Source organism: Bradyrhizobium sp. GW821-FHT12B03 (genome assembly GCF_058807535.1).
Window position 1 is genome coordinate 131,674 of the sequence record NZ_JBXAQU010000006.1, and the last position, 24,824, is coordinate 156,497.

The window sequence follows — 24,824 nt, forward strand, 5'->3', positions numbered from 1 at the left end:
GCCTACATTATGACACAGATCGCGATCCAGCCAGCCATCCGTCGCCGGCACCAGCCCTGGTACAAGATCCTCTACATCCAGGTGCTGATCGCGATCGCGCTCGGGGTGCTCATCGGCTATGTCTATCCCGATCTCGGCAAGGAGCTGAAGCCGCTCGGCGACGGCTTCATCGCGCTGATCAAGATGATGATCGCGCCGGTGATCTTCTGCACCGTCGTGCACGGCATCTCCTCGATGGGGGATCTCAAGCGCGTCGGCCGGGTCGGGCTGAAGTCGCTGATCTATTTCGAGACGGTCTCGACCGTCGCGCTCGCGGTCGGCCTCCTGGTCGGCGAGGTGCTCCAGCCCGGACACGGCTTCAACATCGATCCCGCCACGATCGATCCGAAATCGGTCGCGACCTACGTCACCAAGGCGAAGGAGGAAGGCATCGTCGCCCATCTGATGGCGATCATCCCGGACAGCTATCTGGGGGCGATCGCGCGCGGCGACCTCTTGCAGGTGCTCCTGATCTCGATCCTCTCGGGCTTCGCCATCGCCTTCCTCGGCAAGGCCGGCGAGCCGATCGCGGAGGCGATCGACAAGGCCGCGAAGATGTTCTTCGGCATCATCCGCATCATCGTGCGCGTCGCGCCGATCGGCGCGTTCGGCGCGATGGCCTTCACCGTCGGCGCCTATGGCCTCGGCTCGCTGCTCAATCTCGCCGCACTGATCGGCACGTTCTACCTCACCAGCATCCTGTTCGTGCTGGTCGTGCTGGGGGCGATCGCAAGGCTCGCCGGCTTCTCGATCCTGCGTTTCATCGCCTACATCAAGGACGAGCTGCTGATCGTGCTCGGCACGTCGTCGTCGGAGACCGTGCTGCCGCAGATGATCCAGAAGATGGAGCATCTCGGCGCCTCCCGCTCGGTGGTTGGCCTCGTCATCCCGACCGGCTACAGCTTCAACCTCGACGGCACCAACATCTACATGACGCTGGCGACACTGTTTCTGGCACAGGCGACCAACACGCATCTGACGATCTGGCAGGAACTCGGCATCCTCGGCATCGCCATGATCACCTCGAAGGGCGCCTCGGGCGTGACCGGTGCCGGCTTCATCACGCTGGCCGCGACGCTCTCGATCGTCCCTGATATCCCGATCCAGTCGATCGCGATCCTGGTCGGCATCGACAAGTTCATGAGCGAGTGCCGCGCGCTGACCAATCTGATCGGCAACGGCGTCGCCTGCGTCGTCATCAGCATCTCCGAGGGTGAGCTCGACCGCGACGCGCTGCACGAGACCATGGCCCATCCGCTGGAGATCGGCGAGTCGCTGGAACCGGGCGGCAGCGCGTAAGGCCACACGGCTCGGCGGCCTCCGGTTCCGACGCGGTAGTTTCCCGGAGTGGCCATTTGGTGCGGCACGCGTCACAACAGCGGCGTTGGGATCACCGATTGATAGTCAATCTTTCTGCCCGACGCGCTGGGGGCAGGGCGTCGGGCTTTTGTTACTCGAACGATGGGCCCTTGGAATCGCGGTCGCCGGCAAGATCAAGCCGACGCGTGACCCCTATCGCCTGCAGGAACGCGTCGTCATGACTGACGACGAGCAGCGCGCCGTCATAGGCCCGCAGGCCCGCCTCGACGGCCTCGATGGATGCGATGTCCAGATGGTTGGTCGGCTCGTCCAGCATCAGCAGTGAGGGCGGCCTCGCCCCGCCGAACACGCAGGCAAGGCCGGCACGAAGCAGCTGTCCGCCGCTCAAACTCCCGACGATCTGCAAGGCAGCGTCGGCGCGAAACATGAAGCGCGCAAGGGCCGCATGACACTCATTCGTGCCCGCCGTTGGATTGAGATGCCTGAAATTGTCCAGGATCGAGATTTCGGGATCCAGCAGGCTGACCTTCTGGTCGAACAGCGCGAAGTCGGGCCTGACCCTCACGGTACCCTCAAGAGGGCATATCTCGCCGGCAATGAGCTTCAGCAGCGTCGTCTTGCCTGAACCATTTGGCCCGACCACCGCAACCCGCTCCGGCCCGACGATCGTGAACGACAGATCCCTCAGGATCGCGCGCTCCGGATCGTAGCCGGCGCTGACCTGATCGAGCCAAACCACCTCCCTGCCCGCCGGCAGGTTTGTCGACGGCAATTTCACGGACAGCTGCTGGAGAATCTCGATGCGCTGGCGCGCCGTGTCGACGGCTTCGAACGCCTCCGCGCGCCGTCGCTCAGCGACCTGCGCCGTCCTTCCGCCGGTGTCCTCGCTGCGATCCTTGCGTGCGCCGGCCAGGATGCGCGGCATATCGCCCTTGGCGCGCTTCTTCCTGCCGCCGCTGTCCCTGCGCGCCTTCCTCTCCACCGCGTCCTGCGCCTTGCCGTCGATCTCGGACAGCCGCTTCTCGGCATGCGCAAGGTCATGCCTCACGGCCGCGAGCTCGACGGCCTTCTGCGCGCGAAAACTGCTCCAATTGCCGCCGTATCGCGTTGCGCCGAGCGACGTCAACTCGACGATCGCGTCCATGGTCTCGAGCAGGCCCCGGTCGTGGCTGACGACGATCGCCCCGCCGCGCCAGGCGGCGAGGAGATCGATCACGGCCTTGCGCCCGTCCTGGTCGAGATTGTTGGTGGGCTCGTCCAAAAGCAGGAAGTCGGGCTCGGCGAACACCAGCGCGGCAAGGCGAACCCGTGTCGTCTGCCCGCCGGACAGGCAGGACAGCTCCGTATCAGGGGCAAGATCGAACCCGACGCGCGCCAGCGCCGACGCAAGCCGCGCTTCGAGGATCCAGTCGATCGCAGCGATGTCGTCGGCGGAGGCATCGCCCCGCTCCGCGCGGCGAAGCAGCTCCAGCGCTTCCCGCACGCCGAACAGATCGGCCACGGTCGCACCCTTGCGCAGTTGAACGTCCTGGCGCAGCAGACCCATGGTTCCGTTGGTCAGAATGCGCCCGGACTGGGGAACATGTTCCCGGCAAATCGACGCCAGCAGCGTGGTTTTCCCGACGCCGTTGCGGCCGACGAGACCGGTCCGCTCGGCCGCGAATGTCAGATCGATATTGGAAAAAAGAGAACGGCCGTCAGGCGTGGACAGCGACAGGTTCGACAGGACGATGGTAGCAGGCATGGAATTCCCCGTGAGCAAGGCGGATCGGCATTGCGGTCGGGGTAAAATCCATGGCTGCGAAGTTCCTGATTGAGACGCCTCTAATTAGTCTCGCAGACGCGCAAGATCAAGCCAAGGCAAGGGGACGACAGTGCGTCGCGTGCTGCCGTCCCCGTCGACGGATGCATCAGCCCTTGAGCGCCGTGACCACGATTTCAATCAACGCGCTGCCGCCGAGATCGGCGACGCCGACGGTGGCGCGGGTCGGCAGATTGTCGCCGAAGAACTCGGTCCAGGCCGCATCCATCTCCTTTTTCTTGGAGAGGTCGGTGACGAAGATCGACGCGCTGACGACGCGGCTCTTGTCGGTGCCGGCCTCCTTCAGATAGCCGGCGATCTTGCCGAGGATGTTGCGGGTCTGGTCGCCCATCGAGACCGAGGTGTCGTCGGCGATGGTGCCGCCGAGGAAGACGAAGCCGTTGGCCTCGACGGCGCGGTGCATGATGGGCGTGCGGATGCTGCGGGTGATGCTCATGATGTCCTCTTGTTGCTAGAGCGTGGAAGGGTGGAAACGGTCGATGCCGAGATCACCGATGCGGGTCTGGGTGCCGCCATTGACGATCAGCTCCGCCATCACGGCGCCGGCGCCAGGACCGAGCTGAAAACCGTGCAGCGAGAAGCCGAACTGGTGGTAGAGGCCCTTGTGCCGCGAACTCGGCCCGAACACGGGGATGTCGTCCTTCATCTTGGCCTCGATACCGGCCCAGGCGCGCACGATGGTCGCGCTGCGCATGATCGGAAACAGCTCGAACACGGTGCGCGCGCTGGTCGCGAGGCTCTTCCAGTCCAGCACCGTCTCGTTACGATCCTGGTAGGGCGTCGCCAGATGGCCGCCACCGATCAGCACGGTGCCGTTCTTGAACTGCTTGAACGAGAGCTTGCGGCCGCGCAGGATCACGACGGGGTCGATGAAGTGCGGCACGCGCGAGGTGATCATCAGCATCGGCGCCACGGTCTCGACCGGCACCGGCTCGCCGAGCGCGGCCGCGAGCTTGCCGGCCCAGGCACCGGCGGCGTTGACCAGCACCGGCGCGGCGTAGGTGTCGGAGCCGACGTCGACATGCCAGAGGCCGTCGCTGTAGCGGATGTTGCTGGCCGCTACGCCCTCGCGCACGGTTGCACCGAGCTGTTCGGCCTTTCGCCGGAACGCGGTCGTCGTCTGCGCCGGATTGGCCGCGCCGTCACGACGCGATACCACGCCGCCGGGACAGGTCTCGGCAACCGCGGGCACCAGCCGCCGCAACTCGGTGGCGTCGATCAGCTCTTCATGGGTGAAGCCGAGCGCGTTGAGCTCGGCGACGCGCGCGCGGCAGGCCGCGAGCTCGTCCTGGTTCTCAGCGACCAGGACCTGGCCGTAGCTCTCGAAGCTGCAATCGTCATCGAGAAGATCGGTGATCTTCTCCCAGATTCCCATCGAGCGGATCGAGAGCGGGATTTCGGGGACGTGCCGCGCAAGCTGGCGGACGCCGCCGGCGTTGACGCCGGAGGCGTGGCGGCCGGCATAGTCCTTCTCGATCAGCACCGGCTTCAGACCGGCAAGGCACAGATGCAGCGTGGTCGAGCATCCGTGGATGCCGCCGCCGACGACGATCGCATCCACGTTTTTCGTCATCCGCGCACCACGGCCTTGACGTCGGCCTCGGTCTTTGGAACGGCAGCAAGCTCGGCGAGCGTGATCGGCTTCACCGGCGCGCGCAGCCGGTAGTAGCCGATCTCCTGCGGGGTCTTGCCCCGCGCCTGCGCCATCAGCTCGGTGACGGTGAGGCCACAGAGCCGGCCCTGGCACGGGCCCATGCCGGTGCGGCGATAGGCCTTGAGCTGGTTCGGACCGGTCGCGCCGATCGCGACGGAGTCGAGCACGTCCTTGGCGGTGACCTCCTCGCAGCGGCAGACGATGGTGTCGCCGGAGGGAATGCGGAACTGCGGCGCTGGGCGGAACAGCGTATCGAGGAAGAGCCGGCCGCGCTCGGCCTTGGCGAGATCGGCACGGAGCGTGGCCATCGGCGCAAGCTTTGCGGCAGCGGCGGGCGCCAACGCTTCCACCGCCGCGCGCGCCGCGATGCGGCCACGCACCACGGCGGCATTGGCGCCGCCGATGCCCGCGCCGTCGCCCGCGATCGCGATGCCCGCGACCGACGATGAGCCGCTCGCATCGAGCACCGGCGACCAGCACAGTTGCAGCTCGTCCCAGCGATGCTCGACACCGGCCGCCATCGCCAGATTGACGTTGGGCACGACGCCCTGATGCAGCAGTAGCAGATCGGCGGGAAGCGTCTCGCGCTTGCCGCCGGCGACATAGCTGACGTTCGCAAGCTGGCCGTCGCCCGACGCGGAAAGCTCGGTGACACCGGTGACGACCTGCACCTTCGCCTTCACCTCGCGCATCATCGACAGGCCCTTGGTGAAATAGGGCGAAGTCAGGAAGGCGAAGGCGTGTGGCAGCGCGGCGAAGTAATTGCCGCGCTCGGTGGTGTCGAGGATGCGGTCGATGCGGCCGCCGAGACGAAGGATCTGCGCAGCGAGCAGCCAGAGCAGCGGCCCCTGCCCCGCAATCACGGTGCGGCCATCGGGCACCAGTGCCGACGACTTCAACATGGTCTGCGCGGCGCCCGCGGTCATCACGCCCGGCAAGGTCCAGCCGGGAACCGGAAACGGCCGTTCCAGCGCGCCGGTCGCAAGGATCACGCGCTTCGCCTTGACGAAGGCCGAGGCGCCACCGACGGAGACGGCGATGTCGAGGTTGCGGTCGAGACTCCAGACCGTGGCACGGTGAATGACCTCGGCATCGCTCGCACGCAGCGACTGCACGAGATCGGCACCGACCCAGTAGTCGGCGCCGAGCTGGTCGCGTTCCGTGACAGGCGTCGAGGCGATCGCACGAAACACCTGGCCGCCCGGACCGATATTCTCGTCGAGCAGCAGCGTGGACAGGCCGGCTTCAGCGGATGTCGCGGCAGCGGCGAGTCCGGCAGGGCCGGCGCCAATCACGACCACATCGTAGTCTTCGCGCTTGGGAGCCACAGTCATTTTCCGATCTCCCGCTTGCCCTTCTGGATTTCGATCTGCATGCCCTCGGCGACGGGCACGAGGCAGCCCTGGCGGTTGCCGACGCCGTCGATGGTGACGAGGCAGTCGAAGCATACGCCCATCATGCAATAGGGCAGCCGCGGCGCGCCGCTCACCGCGGTGGAACGTCGGGCATCGCAGCTCGAGGCCAGCAGCGCAGCGGAAACGGTGTCGCCCTGGCGCGCCGCGACGGCAACGCCGTCGACGAAGATCTGCACTTGCGGGCGTTTATCCTGTTCGGATCGTCTAAACATGGGATGCCTCTTGGCTCCTTCTCTGAACTCGGTGGAGCGTCGTAAAATCAGGTGCGGCCGCGAAGGCTTCACCTCTCCCCAACGGGGAGAGGTGATCTGAGTTCTTGGCTGCCATCGATCCAATCCAGACGCTTCGCACCTCAGTACCCGCTGTTGTTCGCGGCGCCCGCGCCGCCAAAACGGCTGGCCGAGAACGCACCGACCAGCTCGGGCTCGAGCGCGCCCTGCGCCACCATGCGCGCGATCTCGAAGGCGTGGTTGGACGCGAGCGTCACGCCGGAATGGCAGCAGGCGACGAAGGCGCCGGGATGCGTCTGCGACTGGTCGTAGATCGGAAAGCCGTCCTGCGGCATGACGCGGATGCCGGCCCAGCTCCTGACCACGTTAAGCCGCGACAGATGCGGGAACATGCGCTGGGCCCGATCGGTCATCACCGCGCTGATCGAATGCTTCAGCGTGCGATCATCCAGCTCGTCCTCCTTGCTGTCGCCGATCATCACCGTGCCCTCGTCGGTCTGGCGCATCGTGGTGAGGGGATGCGGCAGGAACGGCATGGTGCGCTCGGTCACCACGATCTGGCCGCGGGTCGGGCCCATCGGCGCGTGGAGGCCGACCATCGGCGCCAGCGTCTGGTTGGCATTGCCGGCGGCGAGCACGATCTTGGCGGCGCGCAGCTCGCCCCTCGGCGTGGTCAGGCGGAATTCACCGCCGGTCTTGCTGATCGCCGAGACCGGGCGCTCCGGAAGATAATCGATGCCGAACGCGCTAAAGCCGGTATGGAAGGCGCGGAACGTGCGCAGCGAATTGACGTGGCCGTCGAGCGGACAATAGCTGCCGCCGGAGACTTCCGGCCCGATCAGCGGCAGCGACTTCTTCACCTCGGATGCGGAGAGCATCTCCATCTTGTAGTCGGCAGCACCAATCTGGTTGTGCATGCGCTTGACCAGTTCGGTGCGCTGACCGAACTCGTCCTCGCCGAGCGTGAGGTGGAAGCCGCCGTTTTGCTGAAGCGAGACATCGAGGCCGGTCTGCTGCTTCAGCTCGGAGGCAAGTCGGCCCCATGCCTGCGACGCCTGCACGGTCCACACCGTATAGGCGGGCATGCCGAGGCCCTTGCTCTGCACCCAGACCAGCGCAAAGTTCGCACGCGAGGCGCGCTTGGTGATGTCGCCTTCGTCGAGCACGGCAATCTTCTTGCCGAGCCGGCCGAGGCCCCAGGCAATGGCGGAGCCAAGCAGTCCGCCGCCGACGACGGCGACGTCATATTCTCCTGACATGAGTTCTCCTATCGTCCCGTATCGCCCTTGCCGGCGAGCACACGGTCGAGCCCGTAGAAGCGGTCGAGCAGAATGAGGGCGGTCATGGTGATTGCGATCACGCAGGCCGAGACCGACGTCACCAGCGGATCGATGTTGTCCTGGATATAAAGGAACATGCGCACCGGCAACGTCTCGGTGCCGGGTGCCGCAAGGAAGACGGTCATGGTGAGATCGTCGAAGGACTGGATGAAGGCGAGCGCCCAGCCGCTGATGACGCCGGGCAGGATGAGCGGCAGGGTGACGCGGCGGAACAGCGTCCAGCCGCCGGCGCCGAGCGAGACTGCCGCCATCTCGACCGAAAGATCCATGCCGGTCGCGGCCGCAAGCGTCAGCCGCAGCGCGAACGGAAACACGATGATGACATGCGCGATGATCAGCGCCGCAAAGCTGCCGCCGAGGCCGGCCGAGGTGAAGAAGCGCAGGAAGGCAATGCCGAGCACGACATGCGGGATCATCAGCGGCGACAGGAACAGCGCCGCCAGCGCATCGCGGCCGCGGAAGCGATAGCGCGCGATCGCAAGTGCTGCGGGCACGGCGAACAGCAGCGCCACGAACGAGGACAGCGCGCCGAGGCCAAGGCTGACCCAGAAGGCATGGATGAATTCGGGGTAGTTCGCGATGGTCCTGAACCAGCGCAGCGAGAAGCCATTGGTCGGCAGCGACAGATAACCTTCCGGCGTGAAGGCGACCAGGCACACCACCAGGATCGGCGCCACCATGACGATGACGAAGATAGTGTGGAAGATCAGCGCGAGCGGTCCGTTCCCTCTCATCGGAACACCTCCGCATAACGCCGCTCGATCAGCGCGTTGCTGCCGACGACGATCAGGACCAGCGCCACCAGCAAGAGCGTGGCGACCGCGGCCCCCAGCGGCCAGTCGAGCGTATTGAGAAACTCGTCATAGGCGAGCGTCGCCGCGACCTTGAGCCGGCGGCCGCCGATGATCGCGGGCGTCGCAAAGGCGCTGGCCGAAAGCGAAAACACGATAATCGCGCCCGACAGCACGCCCGGCATGATCTGCGGCATGATGATGCGGCGAATGGTGGTGATCGGGCCTGCGCCGAGCGACATCGCGGCGTTCTCGATCTGCGGATCGAGCCGTTGCAGCGCCGCCCATACCGACAGCACCATGAACGGCATCATCACATGCGCCAGCGCGATCACCATGCCTGTTTCGGTGAACATGAAGGGAATGGGGAAGCGGATCACTCCGGCCGACATCAGGAGCTTGTTGACGAGCCCGTTGTTGCCGCCGAACAGCAGCGCCCAGCCGAGCGTGCGCGCGACCACGGAGATCAGCAGCGGCCCGAGAATGACCAGCAGGAAGAAGCTCTTCCAGCGTCCACTCATGCGATTGAGGATGTAGGCTTCGGGCGCACCAAGCACTGCGGTGAGCAGCGTCGTCAGGATCGCAATGCGAAACGTCCGCCAGAACATTTCGGCGTAATAGGGATCGGTCGCAATCTCTCGCCAGTTCTTGAGGATGAAGACCGGCTCGATGCCCTTGTATTGCCCCCAGTCGTGGAACGACAGCATCACGGTCATCGCGAGCGGAATCAGCAGCACGCCGACGAACAGCATCAAGGCGGGCGCCGAGAGCACCCATGGCGCGCGTGCAATCCGCGCATCGACGGCCCCCTGCGGAGCCGTGTCCGCGACCGCGCTCATGCGGCAACTCCGCCGCGCACGCTCATGTCCTCCGGACGCCAGGCGAGCCGAACGGCCTCGCCTTCGGCCGGCTGTGACTGGCCGTCATTTTGGCGGATCACGATGGCCGGACCGCATTCGCTGTCGCACTGGAACAGCCAGTGATTGCCCTGGAAGATGCGCGTGACGATCCTGGCACTGAGGCCCGCGTCACCAAAGCCGATCCTTTCAGGGCGAATGCTGACGGTCACCGCCCCGTTGGAGCCGGCCGGCGCCGGCATGCTCCAGGAGCCCGTGACGAGCCGCGCGGGCGTCGCGGTCCGATCGATCGTCGCGGCAAAGTCGTTGGTCTTGCCGAGAAATTGCGAGACGAAGGCCGAGGCCGGCCGCTCATAGGTCTCCTGCGGCGTGCCGATCTGCTCGATCTTGCCCTGGCTCATCACCACGATGCGGTCGGACAGCGACATCGCCTCGTTCTGGTCGTGGGTGACCAGGATCGTGGTGGTGCCGATGGTGCGCTGGATCTGGCGCAGCTCGATCTGCATCTCCTCGCGCAGCTTGGCGTCGAGGTTCGACAGCGGCTCGTCGAGCAGCAGCACGCTCGGCTTGATCACCAGCGCACGCGCCAACGCGACGCGCTGCTGCTGTCCACCGGACATGCGGCGCGGATGGCGATCCTCGTAGCCGGCAAGGCCGACCATCGCGAGCGCGGCACGGACACGCTCCGCCCGCTCGCTGCGCGGCACCTTCCGCATCTCCAGGCCGAAGGCGACGTTCTCCGCCGCGGTCATGTGCGGAAACAGCGCGTAGCTCTGGAACACGATGCCGAGCCCGCGCTTGGCCGGATGGATCGCGGTCAGGTCCTTGCCCTCCAGCCGGATCGCGCCGCGCGTGGGATCGAGGAAGCCCGCGATCATCTGCAGGGTCGTGGTCTTGCCGCAGCCGGACGGGCCGAGGAAGGAGATGAACTCCCCCTTCCCCACCGACAGACTGAAGTCGTCGACGACAGTCTGCGTCCCGAACTGCTTGGCAACCCGATCGAGCGCGAGATAGGCCATGACGCTGTCTCCGCCGCGAACGATCAGCGTTCGACTTCGCGGTTCCAGCGCTTGGTCCACTCCTCGCGCTTCTCGTTGATGACAGTCCAGTCCGGATTATAGAGCTTTGCCGCGCGCTCGCCGATCGGCGCCATCTTGCCGAGCTCCGGCGGGATCACCAGCGATTTCAGCACCGGGCCATAGCCGTAATCCTTGAGCATCACGAGCTGGATCTTGGGTTCGAGCAGCATCTTGACGAAGCTGGACGCCAGCGGCGAAGCGTTCGGCTTGGTGACCGGGCAGGCGGTCGTCAGCAGCGTCGCCGCGCCCTCTTTCGGATAGACGAAGTCGACGGGAAAACCGGTATTGGCAAAGCTCTGCACGCGGCCGGTGCCCCACACCGCGATCACGGCCTGGCCGGACTGGAACAGCTCGGTCATCTTGCCGGGCGACGGCTCATAGGCGAGCACGTTCGGATTGATCTGCTCCTTGAAGATCTTGAAGCCGGAATCGACATTGGACTCGCCGCCGCCGTTCATCTTCGACAGCATCACCAGTGCTTCAAGACCATAGGTGTTGTTGATCGGCGGGATGACGAGCTGCTTGGCGTATTTCGTGTCCTTCAGGTCGTTCCATGAGGTCGGCGGCGCCCAGCCCTTCTCCGCAAACACCTTGGTGTTGTACATCAGGCCGGTGGCGACGATGCCGATCGCGACGGCGCGATCGTCCTTGAAGCGGGCGGTGTCGTAGAGATCGGCGGGCAGGCCCTCGAGCTTGCCGCAGAAGCCGAGCTGGATCGCCTGGTACATCGGACCGTCGTCGACGATGGCAACGTCGATCTGCTGGTTGCCCTTCTGGGCCTGAAGCTTGGCCAGCGTGTCGGTCGAGTTGCCGGCGACGTATTCGACCTTGACGCCGTTTTCCTTCTCGAAGGCCGGGATCACCTCGTCGCGAATGGTCTTCTCGAACGAGCCGCCGTAGCCGGCGACGTAGAGCGTTTTCTGCTGGGCCGAGGCGACCGACGGGATGGCGACGAGCGCCGCGATGCTGACCGCTGTCAGAAGGCGAAAAGTCTTCATATGGACCGATCTCCAATACCGGAATGAGGTGACGTGCCGACGTATCTCGCTGACTGAAGCGCTTCCGCATCTCCTTCCGCGCAAACCCTCCCCGATCAGGGCTCCGGCCCCTGTTCAGCGGGTTTTGGCGCGATCTGGAGGTTTGAACCCCTCCAATCTGCCGAAAAAGCGGGCTGTCTCCAGCTCTGATGAAAAAGATCGCAGACCTATACTTCCAACGTCCAATGAATAATGGCACCCTCTGCATGCCTAAATGTTATGATTGGAAATTGGGATGGCGCGGATCAATTCGCGGCAGGTGGAAGCCTTCCGCGCGACAATGCTGACCGGCAGCGTTACCGAGGCGGCGGCCCTGATGACCGTGACGCAGCCGGCGGTCAGCCGGTTGCTGCGCGATCTCCAGGCGCTGTTGAAAATGGAGCTGTTCGAGCGGCGCGGCACCGGCCTCGTACCGACCGCCGCAGCGATGGCGCTCTACACCGAGGTCGAACGCTCCTTCGTCGGCCTCGAACGCATCACTGCCGCGGCCGAGGAAATCCGTGGCCGCCGCACCGGCTCCTTGCGGATCGCCGCGCTGCCGGCGCTGTCGAACGGTTATTTGCCGCGGCTCGCCGGGCATTTCCTCAAGGAGCGCCCCAACCTCAACCTCGCCTTCTTCGGCGTGATCTCGCCGATCGTGGTCGACTGGGTGCTGAACAACCAATGCGACATCGGCTTTGCCGAGGTGCCGATCGCCCATTCCGGCCTGCCGAGCCTGCGGCTGCCGGCGCTGGCGCGCGTCGCGGTGCTGCCGACCGGTCATCGTCTTGCAGAGAAGGAAGTGCTGGAGCCGCGCGATTTCGAGGGCGAGACCTTCATCTCGCTGTCGTCGGGATCGTCGAGCCGGCATCTCGTCGACCAGGTGTTCCATCGCCACGACGTCCGCCGCGTGCTCAGGGTGGAGACCACGCTGTCGGAGATCATGTGCGGCATGGTGTCGTCAGGACTTGGCGTCGCGATCTGCGATCCCTTCACCGCGCAGGAATTTGCAACGCGCGGCGTCGTCGTGCGCCGGTTCCTGCCGCGCATCGACTTCGAATTCTCCGCGGTGTTTCCGGCGCAGCGCAGCCCCTCGCCGGTGGCGCTGGATCTGGTCGAGACCATGCGCAAGGCGCTGGCGGAGTTTGAGGATCAAAGCGGAATGGCTTTGGGTTGAAACGAGGCAGCCACGGGCTCGCTGCAACCTCTCCCGCTTGCGGGGGAGGTCGGCGCGAAGCGCCGGGTGGGGCTCTCTCGACACGGGGACATTCTCCGCAGACTTCAGACAATCCCATTGCGGAGATACCCCCACCCCCAGCCCTCCCCCGCAAGCGGGAGAGGGAGCGCACCTTCTTCGTGGCTCCGGAAACGACGGATCAGCCGTTGAAAGCGGCCTGCGCTTCCGGCAGGTCCCAGATCTTGCCGATCGCGGCGGTGCCCGCCGCCGTGATCGCCGCCTCGTCAGCGCCGAGATAACGCCCGGCATCGACCAGCACGCGGCCGTCGACCATGACCTGGTCGATATTGGCGCGGTTGGCGAGCGCGATCAGCGCGCGGCGCGGGTCGAACAGCGGCTGGAGATGCGGATGGGTGAGATCGACGACCGTGAGATCGGCGGTCGCGCCCGGCTCGATCCGGCCGAGATCGGGCCGCTTGATGACGTCGGCCGCCACCGCCGTATTCGCTTCGATCAACTCCGGCGAGTTGGCGACATCGGCGCGCGCCGAGGTGACCTTGGAGATCAGCGAGGCGGCATTGAGTTCGCCGAGCAGGTCCATGTTGTAGCCATCGGTGCCGACCACGGTGCGCACGCCGTGCTCGGCGAACCGGCTGAACGCAGCGGTAATGCCGGCGCGTGCAAACACGCGCGGGCAATTCAGCACGGTCATGCCGCGCGCGGCCATCAGCTTGAGATCGTCGTCGCTGCTGAACATGCAATGCGCCGCCATCAGATCAGGCGCCAGCAGACCAAGCCAGTCCAGATACTCCGCCGGCGTGCGGCCGCCATAGCGCTTGCCGATGGTCTCGACCTCGCCGCGGCTCTGCGCCATATGCGTCGTGATGGGCACGCCGAGCTCGCGCGCCCGCGTGGCGCAGGCCTTCAGCAGATCGGGGCCACAGGTGTCGGTGGCGTGCGGGCTCATGGCAAGACCGATGCGGCCGTCGCCACGATTATTCCAGCGCTGGTAAAGCGCGTCCCAGGTCGCCATGTCGGCGGCGCCGTCATCGCCGGAATACCGGACCACGCCGTCGGCGCCGGCCTTGGCGTCGGAGGTGGAGAAGAGGTATGGCGCGCCGTAGAAGCGGATGCCCATCTCTTCCGCCGCGTCGAACATTTCCGGGATCGAGTTGCGGAACGGCTCCATCACCGTGGTGGCACCGCCCTTCAGGAGCTGGAGGATGCCGAGCCGGGCGACTGCGAGCCGCTCCTCCGCCGACAGGATTTCGGCGCCGCGCTTGGTCAGCGGCAGCAGCACCGTATAGACGATGCTCTGGTTGTTCTTGCGGCCGTTGCCGTCCTCGCTGTGGCTGCGCGCCACGGCTTCCGAGAAGCAGTGATTGTGCAGGTTCAGCAGGCCCGGCAGAACGAAGCGGCCGGGACGGTCGTAAACCCGGTCCGCACTTGGCTTGTCGCGCGTGACCGCCGCAATCTTCTTGCCTTCGACCAGAACCCAATGGTCGCGCAGCACATCCTGCGCGCCGTCTTTCCGTGACAGCACATAGCTGCCGAAGATTGCCGTGGTGCTCATGCGGGGCGTACGTTCCAGAAGACGGCGGTGCCGTCGAGAATGCCGGTGATGGCTTTGCGATAGGCGGTCGGCTGCTTGTACAGGCCAATCGGAATATAGGGGATTTCCTCGAACGCGACCGCCTGGATCTCGCGGCAGATGCGCTGCTGCTCGGCGAGCTCGGAGGCCGCCAGCCACTGGCTGCGCAACTCGCCCATCTTCGTGCTCGCATACCAGCCGGCGACCTTGCCTTCGCCGCGGATGTTGGTGTTGCCCGCCGGATTGAGCCAGTCGATGCCCTGCCAGTTGCCGACCGCGGCGCTCCAGCCGCCTTGTCCGATCGGGTCCTTCTTGAGCTGGCGCTGCAACACGACGGCGAAATCGAGCCCGGCATATTCGACGTTCATGCCGGCCTTGCGCAGGCTGTCGACCGCGATCTCGCCGAGCGGTTTCTGCGCGAGCGAATTGGTCGGAACCAGCAGCACGATCTTCTCTCCATTATAGCCGGCCGCCTTCAGGTCGGCCTTGACCTTGTCGTAGTTGCGCGGGCCGCGGAACACGTCGAGGCCGACGTCGCTCGCCATCGGGGTATCAGGTGCGAAGTAGCCGATCGGCGACATCTGGAAGGCCGGATCAGTGCCGGCAACCGCAGTCATGAAGGCGGACTGGTCGATCGCGCCCAGCAGCGCGCGCCGGACGGCGGGATTGTCGAACGGCGGCTGGAGATGATTGAGGCGCAGCATGCAGGCGTAGCCGCGGGGATCGAGGATGCGCGTCTCGATATCGCCGGCAGCCTTGATCACGGGAAGCAGATCGTGCGGCGTGGTTTCCTGCCAATCCTGCTCGCCGGTCTGCAGCGCGGCAACGCCGGTGCCGGCATCGGGCGTGGTGGTCCAGACCACGCGATCGTAATGCACGATCTTCGGTCCCGCGGTCCAATCCGGCTTGCCATCGGTGCGGGGCTGATAGCGCTCGAACTTGGCATAGGCGTTGCGGGCGCCCTGCACGCGTTCGTCGGCAAGATAGCGGAACGGGCCGCTGCCGATCACTTCGGTCAGCGGCTTGAACGGGTCCTGGCTCGCCAGCCGCTCCGGCATCATGAAGCAGGCATTGATGGCGGCCTTGCCAAGCGCCTGCGGCAGCAGCGGGAACGGGCGCTTGAGGCGGAAGCGGATGGTACGGTCGTCAGCGGCCGACAGCTCGGCGGTCGCCTCCATCAATTCGCCGCCGAAGCCGTCGCGCGCCGCCCAGCGGCGGATGCTCGCGACGCAGTCGCGGGCGAGCACGCGCTCGCCGTCGTGCCAGAACAGGCCGTCGCGCAAGCTGAGGTCCCATTGCAGCTGGTCGCCGGAGATGGCGTGGCCCGACAGCATCTGGGGCGAGACCTGGAGCGAGGAGCTCATGCCATAGAGCGTGTCGTAGACCATGAAGCCATGGTTTCGCGACACCTGCGCGGTCGAATAGATGGGATCGACGAAGGCGAGGTCGATGACGGGAATGAAGCGTAAGGTGCTCTGCGCTTCAGCACGTACGATGCCCGGCAGCGAAAGCGCCGGCACTGCGGCGGCGGCCTTGAGGAGCGAACGGCGGGAGATAGGCATTACAGGGGGCTCCTGACGGAATCGAACTGCATCGTTTCTTCTTAGGTGTTCAACAGAACCGCGCCGATCGCAGCGGCCACCGCCTGCTGCGCCGGTTCGATGACCGGCACGCCGATCGCTTCCGCAATCGCCGACCGGTGCGAGGCCATGCCGGCACAGCCCATCACCACGACGTCGGCGCGGCATTGGGTGACCAGCGCGCGGCCGGCTTCGATCAGCCGCCCGCGGATATCGGCGCCTGCCGTCTCCGCCGCGCTCGCCCCGACCGACCAGCTTCCGGCATAGCGGCTGTCGACGCCCATCACCCGCACCATGCGCTGCTGACGGCGGATGCTCGACGGCGACAGCGCGATGACGCCGAAATGCTCGCCCAGCATCAGTGCGCGAAAGATGCCGCATTCGGCGATGCCCAGCACCGGGCGGCCACTCGCCGCCTCGCGCACGGCATGCAGGCCGGGATCACTGAAGCAGGCCAGCACGAAGGCATCCGCATTGTCGCGCGTGACGCGGTTGACCAGCGGCATGACCACGCTGTCGGCGTCGCGCTGCGAGCTGATGCCGGGCGGGCCCTCGGCAAGGCCGACCACCTCGATATCAGGACCGCCGGCAATGCGCAGCGGCGCGACCGCGTCATCGATGGCCGCCGTCACCGACGCCGAGGAGTTAGGGTTGATGACGAGGATGCGGCGGCGGGTCATGGTACGCTCAGCGGTTACCGGCTTCGTGGCGCAGGAAGTTTTCCGCAATCTTCTCGCCGGTGGTGATCCAGACGTCCGGGCAGGACTTTGCGTAGGTCAGGAACTCACGCAGCAGGCGCAGCCGCATCGGACGGCCGCTGCACTGGGGATGCAGCACGGTCGTCACCATTGCGCCCCAGTCGCGCACTTCGTCGAGCTCGTCCTTCCAGATCGAGAGCACATGCTCCTTGGGGAAGATCGAGCGCGGGCTGAAGCGGGCGGAGAGGCCGTGCATCCAATCGTCATAGCTCGCGGTCACCGGCAACTCGATGGTGCCCGGCTTGCCATCGGCGAGCCGATGACGATAGGGCCTGACGTCGTCGCGGAACGAGGAGGTGTAGACGATGCCGTGCCGCACCAGCGCCACACGCAGCTCCTCGGTGAATTCGCCGTAGGGCGCGCGATAGCCGGTCGGCTTGACGCCGAGCTGGCGCTTCAGCGCCTCGAAGCCACGCTCCAGCTCCTCCTCGATCCAGGGATCGCCCGGATCGGGCAGCAGATGGTGATAGCCGTGATGGCCGATCTCGTGACCTGCCTTGAGGATGGATTCGGCCATCGCGGGATGCGCATCGACCGACCACCCTGTCACGAAGAAGGTCGCCTTGAGATCGAGCTGGTCGAGCAGCTCCAGCAGCTTCGGCGTGCCGACGCGCGCCTCATAGCCGCCATAGCTCATGGTGATCAGCCGCTGCGCGTGCACGGCGTCCTTGCTGGTCCACGCGCTCTCCGCGTCCACGTCGAAGGAGAGGAACATCGCCGAATTGTACGGCTTCGGCCAGGGATATTCGGGTGCGGGATCCGCGGTGTTGGCCGGAACGAGCGGGATGCTCTTGAGGGCCTTACTGTCCAGCATTGATGGTCGCCTTTTCTATTGCGTTGTCGCTCAATTTCCACTTCGCCAGCAGCGAACGATAAGTGCCGTCGGCGATCAGCGCGTCGACGGCCTCCAGCATGGCCTGCTGAAGTGCCTTTTCCTTGACCGGCAGGGCAATGCCGGTGAATTGCTGCGAGATGGGGCCGCCGACCGGCGCATAGGTGCCGGGCTCGAGATCCATGATGTAAGGCAGCGTCTCGTTGCCCTGCACGGCGGCGTCGATGCGGCCCTGCTTGAGCTGGGTGCGGGCATCGGCCGAGCCGTCGGTGCCGACGAAGACGATCGGAGTGCTGCCGCAGTTCTTCTCGCTCCAGGCCGCGATCTCGACCGGAAACTTGGTGCGGCGGCTGGCGCCGACCTTCTTGCCGCAGAGCGAGGCCATGTCCTTGAATTCGGCCGCGCGCGACTGCTGCACGAAGAAGTTCGGACCGCTCTTGAGATAGTCGACGAAGCTCGCCGTCTCATGCCGGCTCGCGTAATCCGTAAAGCCCGACAGGATGGCGTCGACACGGCCGGTCGAGATGGACGGCATGAACTGGTCGAAACTGGTCTCCTGCCATTCGATCTTGACGCCGAGCTTGCGGCCGATCGCCTCGCCGAGATCGACGTCGAAGCCGGACAGCGCGTTGGTGGCAGGATCGCGGAACTCCATCGGCGGATAGTTCGGCACCAGCGCCACCTTGATGCTGCCGCGCTTGGCGATCTCCGCCGGCAGCTCGATGGCCCAAGCCTGAACACTTAAAGCCGAAACGGTCATGGCGCCGAACAGCGCCGCCGCAACAAAACGTCTCTTCATCATCACGCCCCCAATGTCAGATCACAGCCGAAAGAAATGCTTTTGTGCGCTCCTCGCGCGGCGCGCCCAACACGTCGGAGGCGCGCCCCTGCTCGACGATCGCGCCCTGGTCCATGTAGACGACGCGGTCGGCGACCTCGCGCGCGAAGCCGAGCTCGTGCGTCACCACCATCATGGTCATGCCGCTCTTCGCGAGCTCCTTCATGACCGCGAGCACCTCGCCGACGAGCTCGGGATCGAGCGCGCTGGTCGGCTCGTCGAACAGCATCAGCATCGGTTTCATGGCGAGCGCCCGCGCAATCGCCACGCGCTGCTGCTGGCCGCCGGAAAGCTGCGCCGGATACGAGTCCGCCTTGGCCGCGAGCCCGACGCGACGCAGCAGCTCGAGCGCCTCGGCACGCACCTCGTCGGATTTGCGTCCCTGAACCTGGGTCGGACCTTCGGTGATGTTCTCCAGCGCCGTCTTGTGCGGAAACAGATTGAAGCGCTGGAACACCATGCCGGTCTTCAGCCGCTGCCGCCCGATCTCCCGTTCGCTGAGACGATGAAGCCGTCCGCCCTGCTCGCGCAGACCGAGCAGTTCGCCGTCGAGCCAGATGCCACCACTGTCGATCGCGGCGAGCTGGTTGATGCAACGAAGCAGCGTGGTCTTGCCCGAACCGGAGGCGCCGATCAGACACATCACCTCGCCAGGCCAGACGTCGAGCGAGACGCTCTTGAGAGCCTGGAACTCTCCAAAGTTCTTACTGACGGAGCGGATCGCGACGAGGGGTTTTGTCATCGCGCGAGCCGCAATGTGCCGCGTGCAAAACGGCGTTCGAGCAGCATCTGAAGCGGAGTCAGAATCGAGACGACGAGCAGGTACCAGAGCCCGGCGACGATCAAGAGCTCGATGACGCGGGAATTGGCGTAGTAGATGTTCTCGGCGTTGTGCAGCAATTCCGGATATTGGATGACGCTCGCCAGCGAGGTCGCTTTCACCATGCCGATGAACTCGTTGCCGAGCGGCGGAATCACCACGCGCATCGCCTGCGGCAGCACGATCCGCCGCAGCGCACGCAGCCGTCCCATGCCGATCGCCTGCGCCGCCTCATACTGCCCGATGTCGACCGAGAGCATGCCGGCGCGCATCACTTCGGAGGTATAGGCGCCCTGGTTGATGCCGAGCCCGAGCAACGCGGCGAGGAACGGCGTCATGACGTCGACGGCGCGGCCACTCCACAGACCGGGAATGCCGATGGTCGGAAACACCAGCGCGAGATTGAACCACAGCAACAGTTGCAGGATCAGCGGCGTGCCGCGGAACAACCAGGTGTAGCCGGCCGCGACCGTCTTCAACACCGGATTTGGAGACAGCCGCATGACCGCAACGACGATGCCGAGGAAGATGCCGAGCGCCATCGCCAGCACCGCCATCACCATGGTGTTAACGATGCCTTCGAGGATGACCTTTACCGTCAGGAAGCGGCTGACATAGGACCATTCGATCTGGCCGTTCGCAAACGCGCGGACGATCGCCGCCAGCACGAGGACGATCAAGGCCGCGCTGAACCAGCGGAACCAGTGCGGCTCGCGCGCGATCCGCATCCCCGACAAATCGGGAAAACCCTCCGCGAGTGCCGGCGCCGGCTTCATTGCGGCGCCGCGTTCAGCATGGGTTTTGCGACCGCGTTTGCGCCGAGGCCCCATTTGTCGAGAATGGCCTTATAGGCGCCGTCGGCGATCATCGCGGCGAGCTTCTCGGTCACCACTTCGCGCAAGGCCGCGTCGTCCTTGCGGAACATGATGCCTTGGTAGCCCGTGGACAATTGCTCGCCAATGACGCGGTATTTTCCCGGCTCCTGCGACTGCGCGTAGGGCAAGGTCTCGCTGCCCTGCACGGCCGCGTCGATGCGGCCTTGCTTGAGCTGGTTGCGGACGTCGATCGAGTTCTCGCCGGGCACGTACTGGATCGCGGGCTTGCCGGCCGCCTCGCAATTCTGCTTGCTCCACTTCTCGATCTCGACCGGGAAACTGGTGCTGCGGGTCGTGCCGACCTTCTTTCCGCAGAGATCGGTCGCAGCCTTCGCCTCGCTCTCCGCCATCACGAAGAACTGCGGACCGGTCGCAAGGTAATCGACGAAATCGGCGGTTTCGCGCCGCGAGGCGCGGTCCGAGATGCCGCTAATGATGAAATCGGCGCGCCTGGTCTGGAGCGAAGGGATCAGCTCGGCAAACGGCGTCTCGCTCCAGACGATCTTGAGACCGCCGAGCCGCTTGGCGAGCCCGCCCGCGAGATCGATATCGAGCCCGACCAGTTCGTTGGTCGCGGGATCGCGATATTCCATCGGCGCGTAGGTCGAGTTGACCGTGAGCTTCAGCGTGCCCGCCTGCTTGATCTCCGCCGGCAGTTCGGCGGCTTGCGCGGAGGCGATTGCGGCCAGCGCGGCAAGGCCGAGAGAAAGCGAGAGGCGTGTCATGTCAGCTCCAACCTTTTTCCTTTGCCGATCTTTTCCCTTTGACGACGCTTGCCAGCGCCGTGCCACCTAGCTAGTCGGCGTCGAGAACCGCCGGCTCGATGATGCCGGCGCGCTCGGTGATCACCCTGTATTGCTCGGGACGCCGGTGGGCGGCGAAGTTGAACATCTTGTCCTTGCCCTGCCGGCAGAGGTCGAGATCGATGTCCGCGACGATCACCTCGTCGGCAAGCGTTTGCGCCTGCGCGACGATGCGGCCATTGGGATCGACGATGCAGGAGCCGCCGATCAGACCGGAGCCGTCCTCCTCGCCCGCCTTCGCCACCGAGATCGCCCAGGTCGCGTTCATGTAGGCATTGGCCTGCGTCACCAGCGTCGAGTGGAAAGTGCGCAAGGCGCCGTCTTCCGTCGTGCCGCCATTGGGATCGTAGGCCGCCGAATTGTAGCCGATGCAGACGAGCTCGACGCCTTGCAGGCCGAGCACACGCCAGGATTCCGGCCAGCGGCGATCGTTGCAGATCATCATGCCCATGATAGCGTGGGCCCAGGACGAGCCGGCGCGGAAAGCGGGGAAGCCGAGATCGCCATATTCGAAATAGCGCTTCTCGAGCTGCTGATAGCGCGCGCCCGGACGCGGCTCGACCGAGCCCGGCAGGTGCACCTTGCGATAGCGACCGAGAATCTCGCCGTCGCGATCGACCAGGATGGCGCAATTGTAGCGGCGGCCGTCGGGCGTCAGCTCGGCGTAGCCGACATAAAAGCCGACGCGCAGCGCGCGTGCACGGTCGAACAACTTCGCCACAGCCGGGTTCGGCATGCCGCGCTCGAAATAATGGTCGAGCGCCTCGCCTTCGAGCAACCAGCGCGGAAAGAAGGTGGTGAAGGCCAGCTCCGGAAACACCACGAGGCTGGCGCCGCGGCCAGCGGCCTCCTCCAGCAGCGCGAGCATCCGCGCCAGCGTATGCTCACGCGTATCGGCTTTTTGCGTCGGGCCCATCTGGGCGGCGGCGGCGCGAAGGACACGAACCAAGATTGCCTCCAATCTGTGCGCAGTGCTGCCTCAATGGGCGAATGAACCCCTTGATGCGACGTGCAAATCCGCTGCCATTACGCGGAAGCGGGGCTGTAAAATCAATTCGTTCTGCTATGATGTTTTGGCCCTGAGTATAATCGGCAGTGATATGAACCTGCGTCAGCTCGAGATCCTGCGCGCCGTCATCCGCCACCGCACCACGGTCGCGGCAGCGGACGAACTGGCACTGTCGCAGCCCGCGGTCAGCAATGCGCTGAAGACGATGGAGGCGCAGGCGGGCTTTGCGCTGTTCGAGCGGGTCAACAACCGGCTGTTTCCGACCGCCGAAGCGATGGCGCTCTACAAGGAAAGCGAGGCGATCTTCGCGCTGCACGCCAAGCTCGAGAACCGCGTGCGCGATCTGCGCGAGAACCGCTCCGGACATCTTGCGATCGTGGCGACCCCGCCGCTCGCCTACAGCATCATTCCCTCCGCGCTGTCGGGCTTCCTGCGCCGTCGCCCGGAGACGCGCGTGTTCTTCGACGTGCGACGTTACGAGGGCATCATCGAGGGCGTGCTCAGCCGTGTCGCCGAGCTCGGCTTCGCACTCGGGCTGACGCATCATCCCGGCATCGCACATGAGGTGGTGCACACCGGCGAGATGGTGTGCGTGCTGCCACCGCAGCATCCGCTCGCCGACCGGCCCGTGATCTCGGCGGCCGACCTGTCCGGCCTGCCCTTCATCGGGCTCGAGCGCGGCACGCGGCTGGGCGAAGCCGTGCGCGACAGTTTTGCGCGCGCTGGCGCGCCATTCCGGCCGACCGTCGAGGTGCGCTACTGCAACACGGCCTGCGTGCTCGCCGCCGCCGGCGTCGGCGCCGCGGTGGTCGATCCGTTCTCGCCGCGGCAGAACGGCGGCAATGGGCTCGTGGTGCGGCCGTTCGCGCCGACGACGCACGCGGTGGCCTATATGCTATGGTCGGAAGCCGAGCCGCTGTCGCGCCTGGCAAAAGCCTTTCTCAACGAGGTCCGCAAGGAGAGCGGGCTCCTGGAGCGTACAGCGCCGCACCAGCAACATGGGGCAGAAAGCAACTGAGCGTCGCAACCTTTTGACCTTGGGCACATGGCACGCATCACCATCATCGAGACCGGACAGGTCCCGCAAAAATATCGCGAGCAGCACGGATCGTTTCCGGACATGTTCGAGCGCATGGTCCGCGCCGAGGATCCGACCGCGACGGTGGACGTGGTCAGCATCCCCAACGGCGATACGTTGCCCGATCCGAGCAAGCTCGAAGCCGTCCTGATCACCGGTGCCGCCGCCGGCGTCTATGACGGGCTCGACTGGATCGCGCCGCTGGAGGATTTCGTCCGCACCGCCTATGCGAACAGGACGCCGATGGTCGGCGTCTGCTTCGGCCATCAGCTGATCGCGCAGGCGCTCGGCGGCACCGTGCGCAAATCGGAAAAGGGCTGGGGCATCGGCCGGCATGTCTATCAAGTGCTGCCCGAGAACGGCGTCGTCGACGGCGAAGCGGTCGCGATCGCCGCCTCACATCAGGACCAGGTGATCGAGCCGCCGACCGACGCGCTGACGATCCTCTCGTCCGAGTTCACCCCGCACGCCGGCCTGCTCTACGCCAATGGCGCGACGCTGACCGTGCAGCCGCATCCGGAGTTCGACGTGGAGTTTGCACAAGTATGCTGCGCGCTGCGCGACGGCAAAGCGCCGGAGGATGTCGTGGCAACGGCACGGGAGTCTCTCGCGCAGCCGCTGGACAGCGCGAAGCTCGGTGGGGCGATTACGCGGTTTCTGGCGAAGCGTACTGCAACTTAGTCCGCAGCTCTCGCCACGCAGACTCTTCCCTTCTCCCCTTGTGGGAGAAGGTGGCGCGAAGCGCCGGATGAGGGGTATGCGTCCGCGCATTCAATTAAGAGTTAGGCTCGCGGATAGAAACACCCCTCACCCGTCTCGCCGCTGCGCGGCGAGCCACCCTCTCCCACAAGGGGAGAGGGGGCAGTGTGCTCGCTGCGCTGTCTTGCAAGCTTCAGAACGGATCGCTTCCCAACCCCGGCACATCGGCCGGCCGCGGCCCCGGCGCGGCCCAGTGAAACCGGCGGTCCTTCTCCGCGATCGCGATGTCGTTGATCGACGCCTCGCGCCGCTTCATCAAGCCGTGCTCGTCGAACTCCCACTGCTCGTTGCCGTAGGAGCGATACCACTGGCCGCTGGCATCGTGCCATTCGTACTGGAAGCGCACGGCGATGCGATTGCCGTCGAAGGCCCAGAGGTCCTTGATCAGGCGGTAATCGTGCTCCTTCTCCCATTTGCGGGTGAGGAAGGCGACGATCGCCTCGCGGCCCTGAAAGACCTCCGAGCGATTGCGCCAGCGGCTGTCCTCGGTATAGGCGAGCGAGACGCGCACCGGGTCGCGCGAATTCCAGGCGTCCTCGGCCATGCGGGCCTTTTGCGCGGCGGTCTCTTTCGTGAAGGGCGGAAGCGGCGGGCGCGACATGATGGCCTCATCGGTTGGTCGGGGCCGCAAATCTATCGCCGCAGCCGACGGAGTCGAGTGGTCATCACCTATCGGGTGATCACGAAATCAGATCGGCCTTCATCAGCGTGCGGATCGATTTCGGGATTGGCTGGGCGCGGCCGCCGCTGATGAAGGCGACCCGCACCTCGGCCTTCACCAGCACGTCCTCGCCGCGCCGCACCTCCTGCGCCAGCATGATGGAGGCGCCCTTCACCGCGACCGGCCAAGTCACGACATCGAGCACGTCGTCCATCCGCGCCGGTTTCAAGAAATCCAGATGCATCGAGCGCACCACGAAAGCAAAGCCCGCGCCCTCCGTTTCGACCTGGTCGAACAGCGCCTGCTGCTCGGCGCCCATCAGCCGCAGATGATTGGTGCGCCCGCGCTCCATGTAGCGCAGATAATTGGCGTGATAGACGATGCCGGAGAAATCCGTGTCCTCATAGTAGACGCGCACCTGCATGTGGTGGCGGCCGTCGCGGATCTCGCCGTCGAGATGGGCTGTCATTTTGGCCTAGA

At 65.5% G+C, this 24,824-nt stretch carries 25 protein-coding genes; 4 read left to right on the plus strand and 21 right to left on the minus strand.

What is annotated here, in order from left to right; genetic code table 11:
• Positions 1-9 precede the first annotated feature (9 nt).
• Positions 10-1,338, plus strand: a complete 1,329-nt coding sequence (locus AC1RUR_RS14045; RefSeq protein ID WP_492844854.1) for a dicarboxylate/amino acid:cation symporter — start codon at positions 10-12, stop codon at positions 1,336-1,338.
• A 151-nt stretch (positions 1,339-1,489) separates the two neighbouring features.
• Here AC1RUR_RS14045 and AC1RUR_RS14050 read toward each other — a convergent pair whose 3' ends face one another.
• The 10 genes from AC1RUR_RS14050 to AC1RUR_RS14095 form a co-directional block, all read right to left on the minus strand.
• Positions 1,490-3,103 carry an ABC-F family ATP-binding cassette domain-containing protein gene (locus AC1RUR_RS14050; protein WP_492844856.1) on the minus strand — a complete coding sequence of 538 codons (1,614 nt, stop codon included), beginning with the start codon at positions 3,101-3,103 and terminating at the stop codon, positions 1,490-1,492.
• A gap of 166 nt (positions 3,104-3,269) precedes the next feature.
• On the minus strand, positions 3,270-3,617 hold the full coding sequence (locus AC1RUR_RS14055; RefSeq protein ID WP_492844858.1) for a RidA family protein: 348 nt from the start codon (positions 3,615-3,617) through the stop codon (positions 3,270-3,272).
• 15 nt (positions 3,618-3,632) lie between these two features.
• The gene (locus AC1RUR_RS14060) at positions 3,633-4,754 is read right to left on the minus strand and encodes an NAD(P)/FAD-dependent oxidoreductase (RefSeq protein WP_492844860.1); all 1,122 of its coding nucleotides are present in this window, start codon (positions 4,752-4,754) and stop codon (positions 3,633-3,635) included.
• Complete coding sequence (locus AC1RUR_RS14065; protein ID WP_492844862.1) at positions 4,751-6,169, minus strand: FAD/NAD(P)-dependent oxidoreductase; 1,419 nt, start codon at positions 6,167-6,169, stop codon at positions 4,751-4,753. Before AC1RUR_RS14065 ends, AC1RUR_RS14060 begins: the two co-directional genes overlap by 4 nt.
• Positions 6,166-6,462, minus strand: a complete 297-nt coding sequence (locus AC1RUR_RS14070) for a (2Fe-2S)-binding protein (RefSeq protein WP_456620666.1) — start codon at positions 6,460-6,462, stop codon at positions 6,166-6,168. Before AC1RUR_RS14070 ends, AC1RUR_RS14065 begins: the two co-directional genes overlap by 4 nt.
• Positions 6,463-6,602: 140 nt before the next feature.
• On the minus strand, positions 6,603-7,739 hold the full coding sequence (locus tag AC1RUR_RS14075; RefSeq protein ID WP_492844864.1) for an NAD(P)/FAD-dependent oxidoreductase: 1,137 nt from the start codon (positions 7,737-7,739) through the stop codon (positions 6,603-6,605).
• An 8-nt stretch (positions 7,740-7,747) separates the two neighbouring features.
• Positions 7,748-8,554, minus strand: coding sequence for an ABC transporter permease (locus AC1RUR_RS14080; protein ID WP_492844866.1), 807 nt, complete (start codon positions 8,552-8,554; stop codon positions 7,748-7,750).
• Complete coding sequence (locus tag AC1RUR_RS14085) at positions 8,551-9,450, minus strand: ABC transporter permease (protein ID WP_492844868.1); 900 nt, start codon at positions 9,448-9,450, stop codon at positions 8,551-8,553. Before AC1RUR_RS14085 ends, AC1RUR_RS14080 begins: the two co-directional genes overlap by 4 nt.
• Positions 9,447-10,487: an ABC transporter ATP-binding protein gene (locus AC1RUR_RS14090; protein ID WP_492844870.1), complete on the minus strand. Its 1,041-nt coding sequence runs from the start codon at positions 10,485-10,487 to the stop codon at positions 9,447-9,449. The genes AC1RUR_RS14085 and AC1RUR_RS14090 overlap by 4 nt, the downstream gene beginning before the upstream one ends.
• 23 nt (positions 10,488-10,510) lie before the next feature.
• Complete coding sequence (locus AC1RUR_RS14095; RefSeq protein WP_492844872.1) at positions 10,511-11,545, minus strand: ABC transporter substrate-binding protein; 1,035 nt, start codon at positions 11,543-11,545, stop codon at positions 10,511-10,513.
• A 274-nt stretch (positions 11,546-11,819) separates the two neighbouring features.
• Here AC1RUR_RS14095 and AC1RUR_RS14100 point away from each other — a divergent pair, with 274 nt between their 5' ends.
• Positions 11,820-12,740 (plus strand): LysR substrate-binding domain-containing protein, encoded by a 921-nt coding sequence (locus tag AC1RUR_RS14100; RefSeq protein WP_492844874.1) that lies wholly within the window; start codon positions 11,820-11,822, stop codon positions 12,738-12,740.
• 199 nt (positions 12,741-12,939) lie between these two features.
• Here the strand turns inward: AC1RUR_RS14100 and AC1RUR_RS14105 are convergent, their stop codons facing one another.
• From AC1RUR_RS14105 to AC1RUR_RS14145, 9 genes are all read right to left on the minus strand, one after another.
• Positions 12,940-14,313 carry an amidohydrolase family protein gene (locus AC1RUR_RS14105; RefSeq protein ID WP_492844876.1) on the minus strand — a complete coding sequence of 458 codons (1,374 nt, stop codon included), beginning with the start codon at positions 14,311-14,313 and terminating at the stop codon, positions 12,940-12,942.
• Entirely contained in the window at positions 14,310-15,893 is a 1,584-nt protein-coding gene (locus AC1RUR_RS14110) for an ABC transporter substrate-binding protein (RefSeq protein WP_492844878.1), read from the minus strand. The genes AC1RUR_RS14105 and AC1RUR_RS14110 overlap by 4 nt, the downstream gene beginning before the upstream one ends.
• Positions 15,894-15,934: 41 nt before the next feature.
• Complete coding sequence (locus tag AC1RUR_RS14115; RefSeq protein ID WP_492844880.1) at positions 15,935-16,591, minus strand: aspartate/glutamate racemase family protein; 657 nt, start codon at positions 16,589-16,591, stop codon at positions 15,935-15,937.
• Positions 16,592-16,598: 7 nt separating this feature from the next.
• Positions 16,599-17,483, minus strand: coding sequence for a polysaccharide deacetylase family protein (locus AC1RUR_RS14120; protein ID WP_492844882.1), 885 nt, complete (start codon positions 17,481-17,483; stop codon positions 16,599-16,601).
• On the minus strand, positions 17,470-18,300 hold the full coding sequence (locus AC1RUR_RS14125) for an ABC transporter substrate-binding protein (RefSeq protein WP_492844884.1): 831 nt from the start codon (positions 18,298-18,300) through the stop codon (positions 17,470-17,472). Before AC1RUR_RS14125 ends, AC1RUR_RS14120 begins: the two co-directional genes overlap by 14 nt.
• A gap of 16 nt (positions 18,301-18,316) precedes the next feature.
• A complete protein-coding gene (locus AC1RUR_RS14130) occupies positions 18,317-19,081 on the minus strand; it encodes an amino acid ABC transporter ATP-binding protein (RefSeq protein ID WP_492844886.1) in 765 nt (254 codons plus the stop codon).
• Complete coding sequence (locus tag AC1RUR_RS14135) at positions 19,078-19,935, minus strand: amino acid ABC transporter permease (protein ID WP_492844888.1); 858 nt, start codon at positions 19,933-19,935, stop codon at positions 19,078-19,080. Before AC1RUR_RS14135 ends, AC1RUR_RS14130 begins: the two co-directional genes overlap by 4 nt.
• Positions 19,932-20,759 (minus strand): ABC transporter substrate-binding protein, encoded by an 828-nt coding sequence (locus AC1RUR_RS14140; RefSeq protein WP_492844890.1) that lies wholly within the window; start codon positions 20,757-20,759, stop codon positions 19,932-19,934. Before AC1RUR_RS14140 ends, AC1RUR_RS14135 begins: the two co-directional genes overlap by 4 nt.
• A gap of 70 nt (positions 20,760-20,829) precedes the next feature.
• Positions 20,830-21,786 carry an N-carbamoyl-D-amino-acid hydrolase gene (locus AC1RUR_RS14145; protein ID WP_492844892.1) on the minus strand — a complete coding sequence of 319 codons (957 nt, stop codon included), beginning with the start codon at positions 21,784-21,786 and terminating at the stop codon, positions 20,830-20,832.
• 151 nt (positions 21,787-21,937) lie between these two features.
• Between AC1RUR_RS14145 and AC1RUR_RS14150 the strand changes: the two genes are divergently transcribed.
• Together AC1RUR_RS14150 and AC1RUR_RS14155 are read left to right on the plus strand one after the other, a co-directional pair.
• Positions 21,938-22,864, plus strand: coding sequence for a LysR family transcriptional regulator (locus AC1RUR_RS14150; RefSeq protein WP_492844894.1), 927 nt, complete (start codon positions 21,938-21,940; stop codon positions 22,862-22,864).
• A gap of 27 nt (positions 22,865-22,891) precedes the next feature.
• On the plus strand, positions 22,892-23,605 hold the full coding sequence (locus AC1RUR_RS14155; RefSeq protein WP_492844896.1) for a type 1 glutamine amidotransferase: 714 nt from the start codon (positions 22,892-22,894) through the stop codon (positions 23,603-23,605).
• A gap of 211 nt (positions 23,606-23,816) precedes the next feature.
• Here the strand turns inward: AC1RUR_RS14155 and AC1RUR_RS14160 are convergent, their stop codons facing one another.
• Both AC1RUR_RS14160 and ybgC read right to left on the minus strand, forming a co-directional pair.
• On the minus strand, positions 23,817-24,284 hold the full coding sequence (locus AC1RUR_RS14160; protein ID WP_492844898.1) for a nuclear transport factor 2 family protein: 468 nt from the start codon (positions 24,282-24,284) through the stop codon (positions 23,817-23,819).
• A gap of 79 nt (positions 24,285-24,363) precedes the next feature.
• On the minus strand, positions 24,364-24,813 hold the full coding sequence (gene ybgC, locus AC1RUR_RS14165; RefSeq protein ID WP_082813630.1) for a tol-pal system-associated acyl-CoA thioesterase: 450 nt from the start codon (positions 24,811-24,813) through the stop codon (positions 24,364-24,366).
• Between the last annotated feature and the right edge of the window lie 11 nt (positions 24,814-24,824).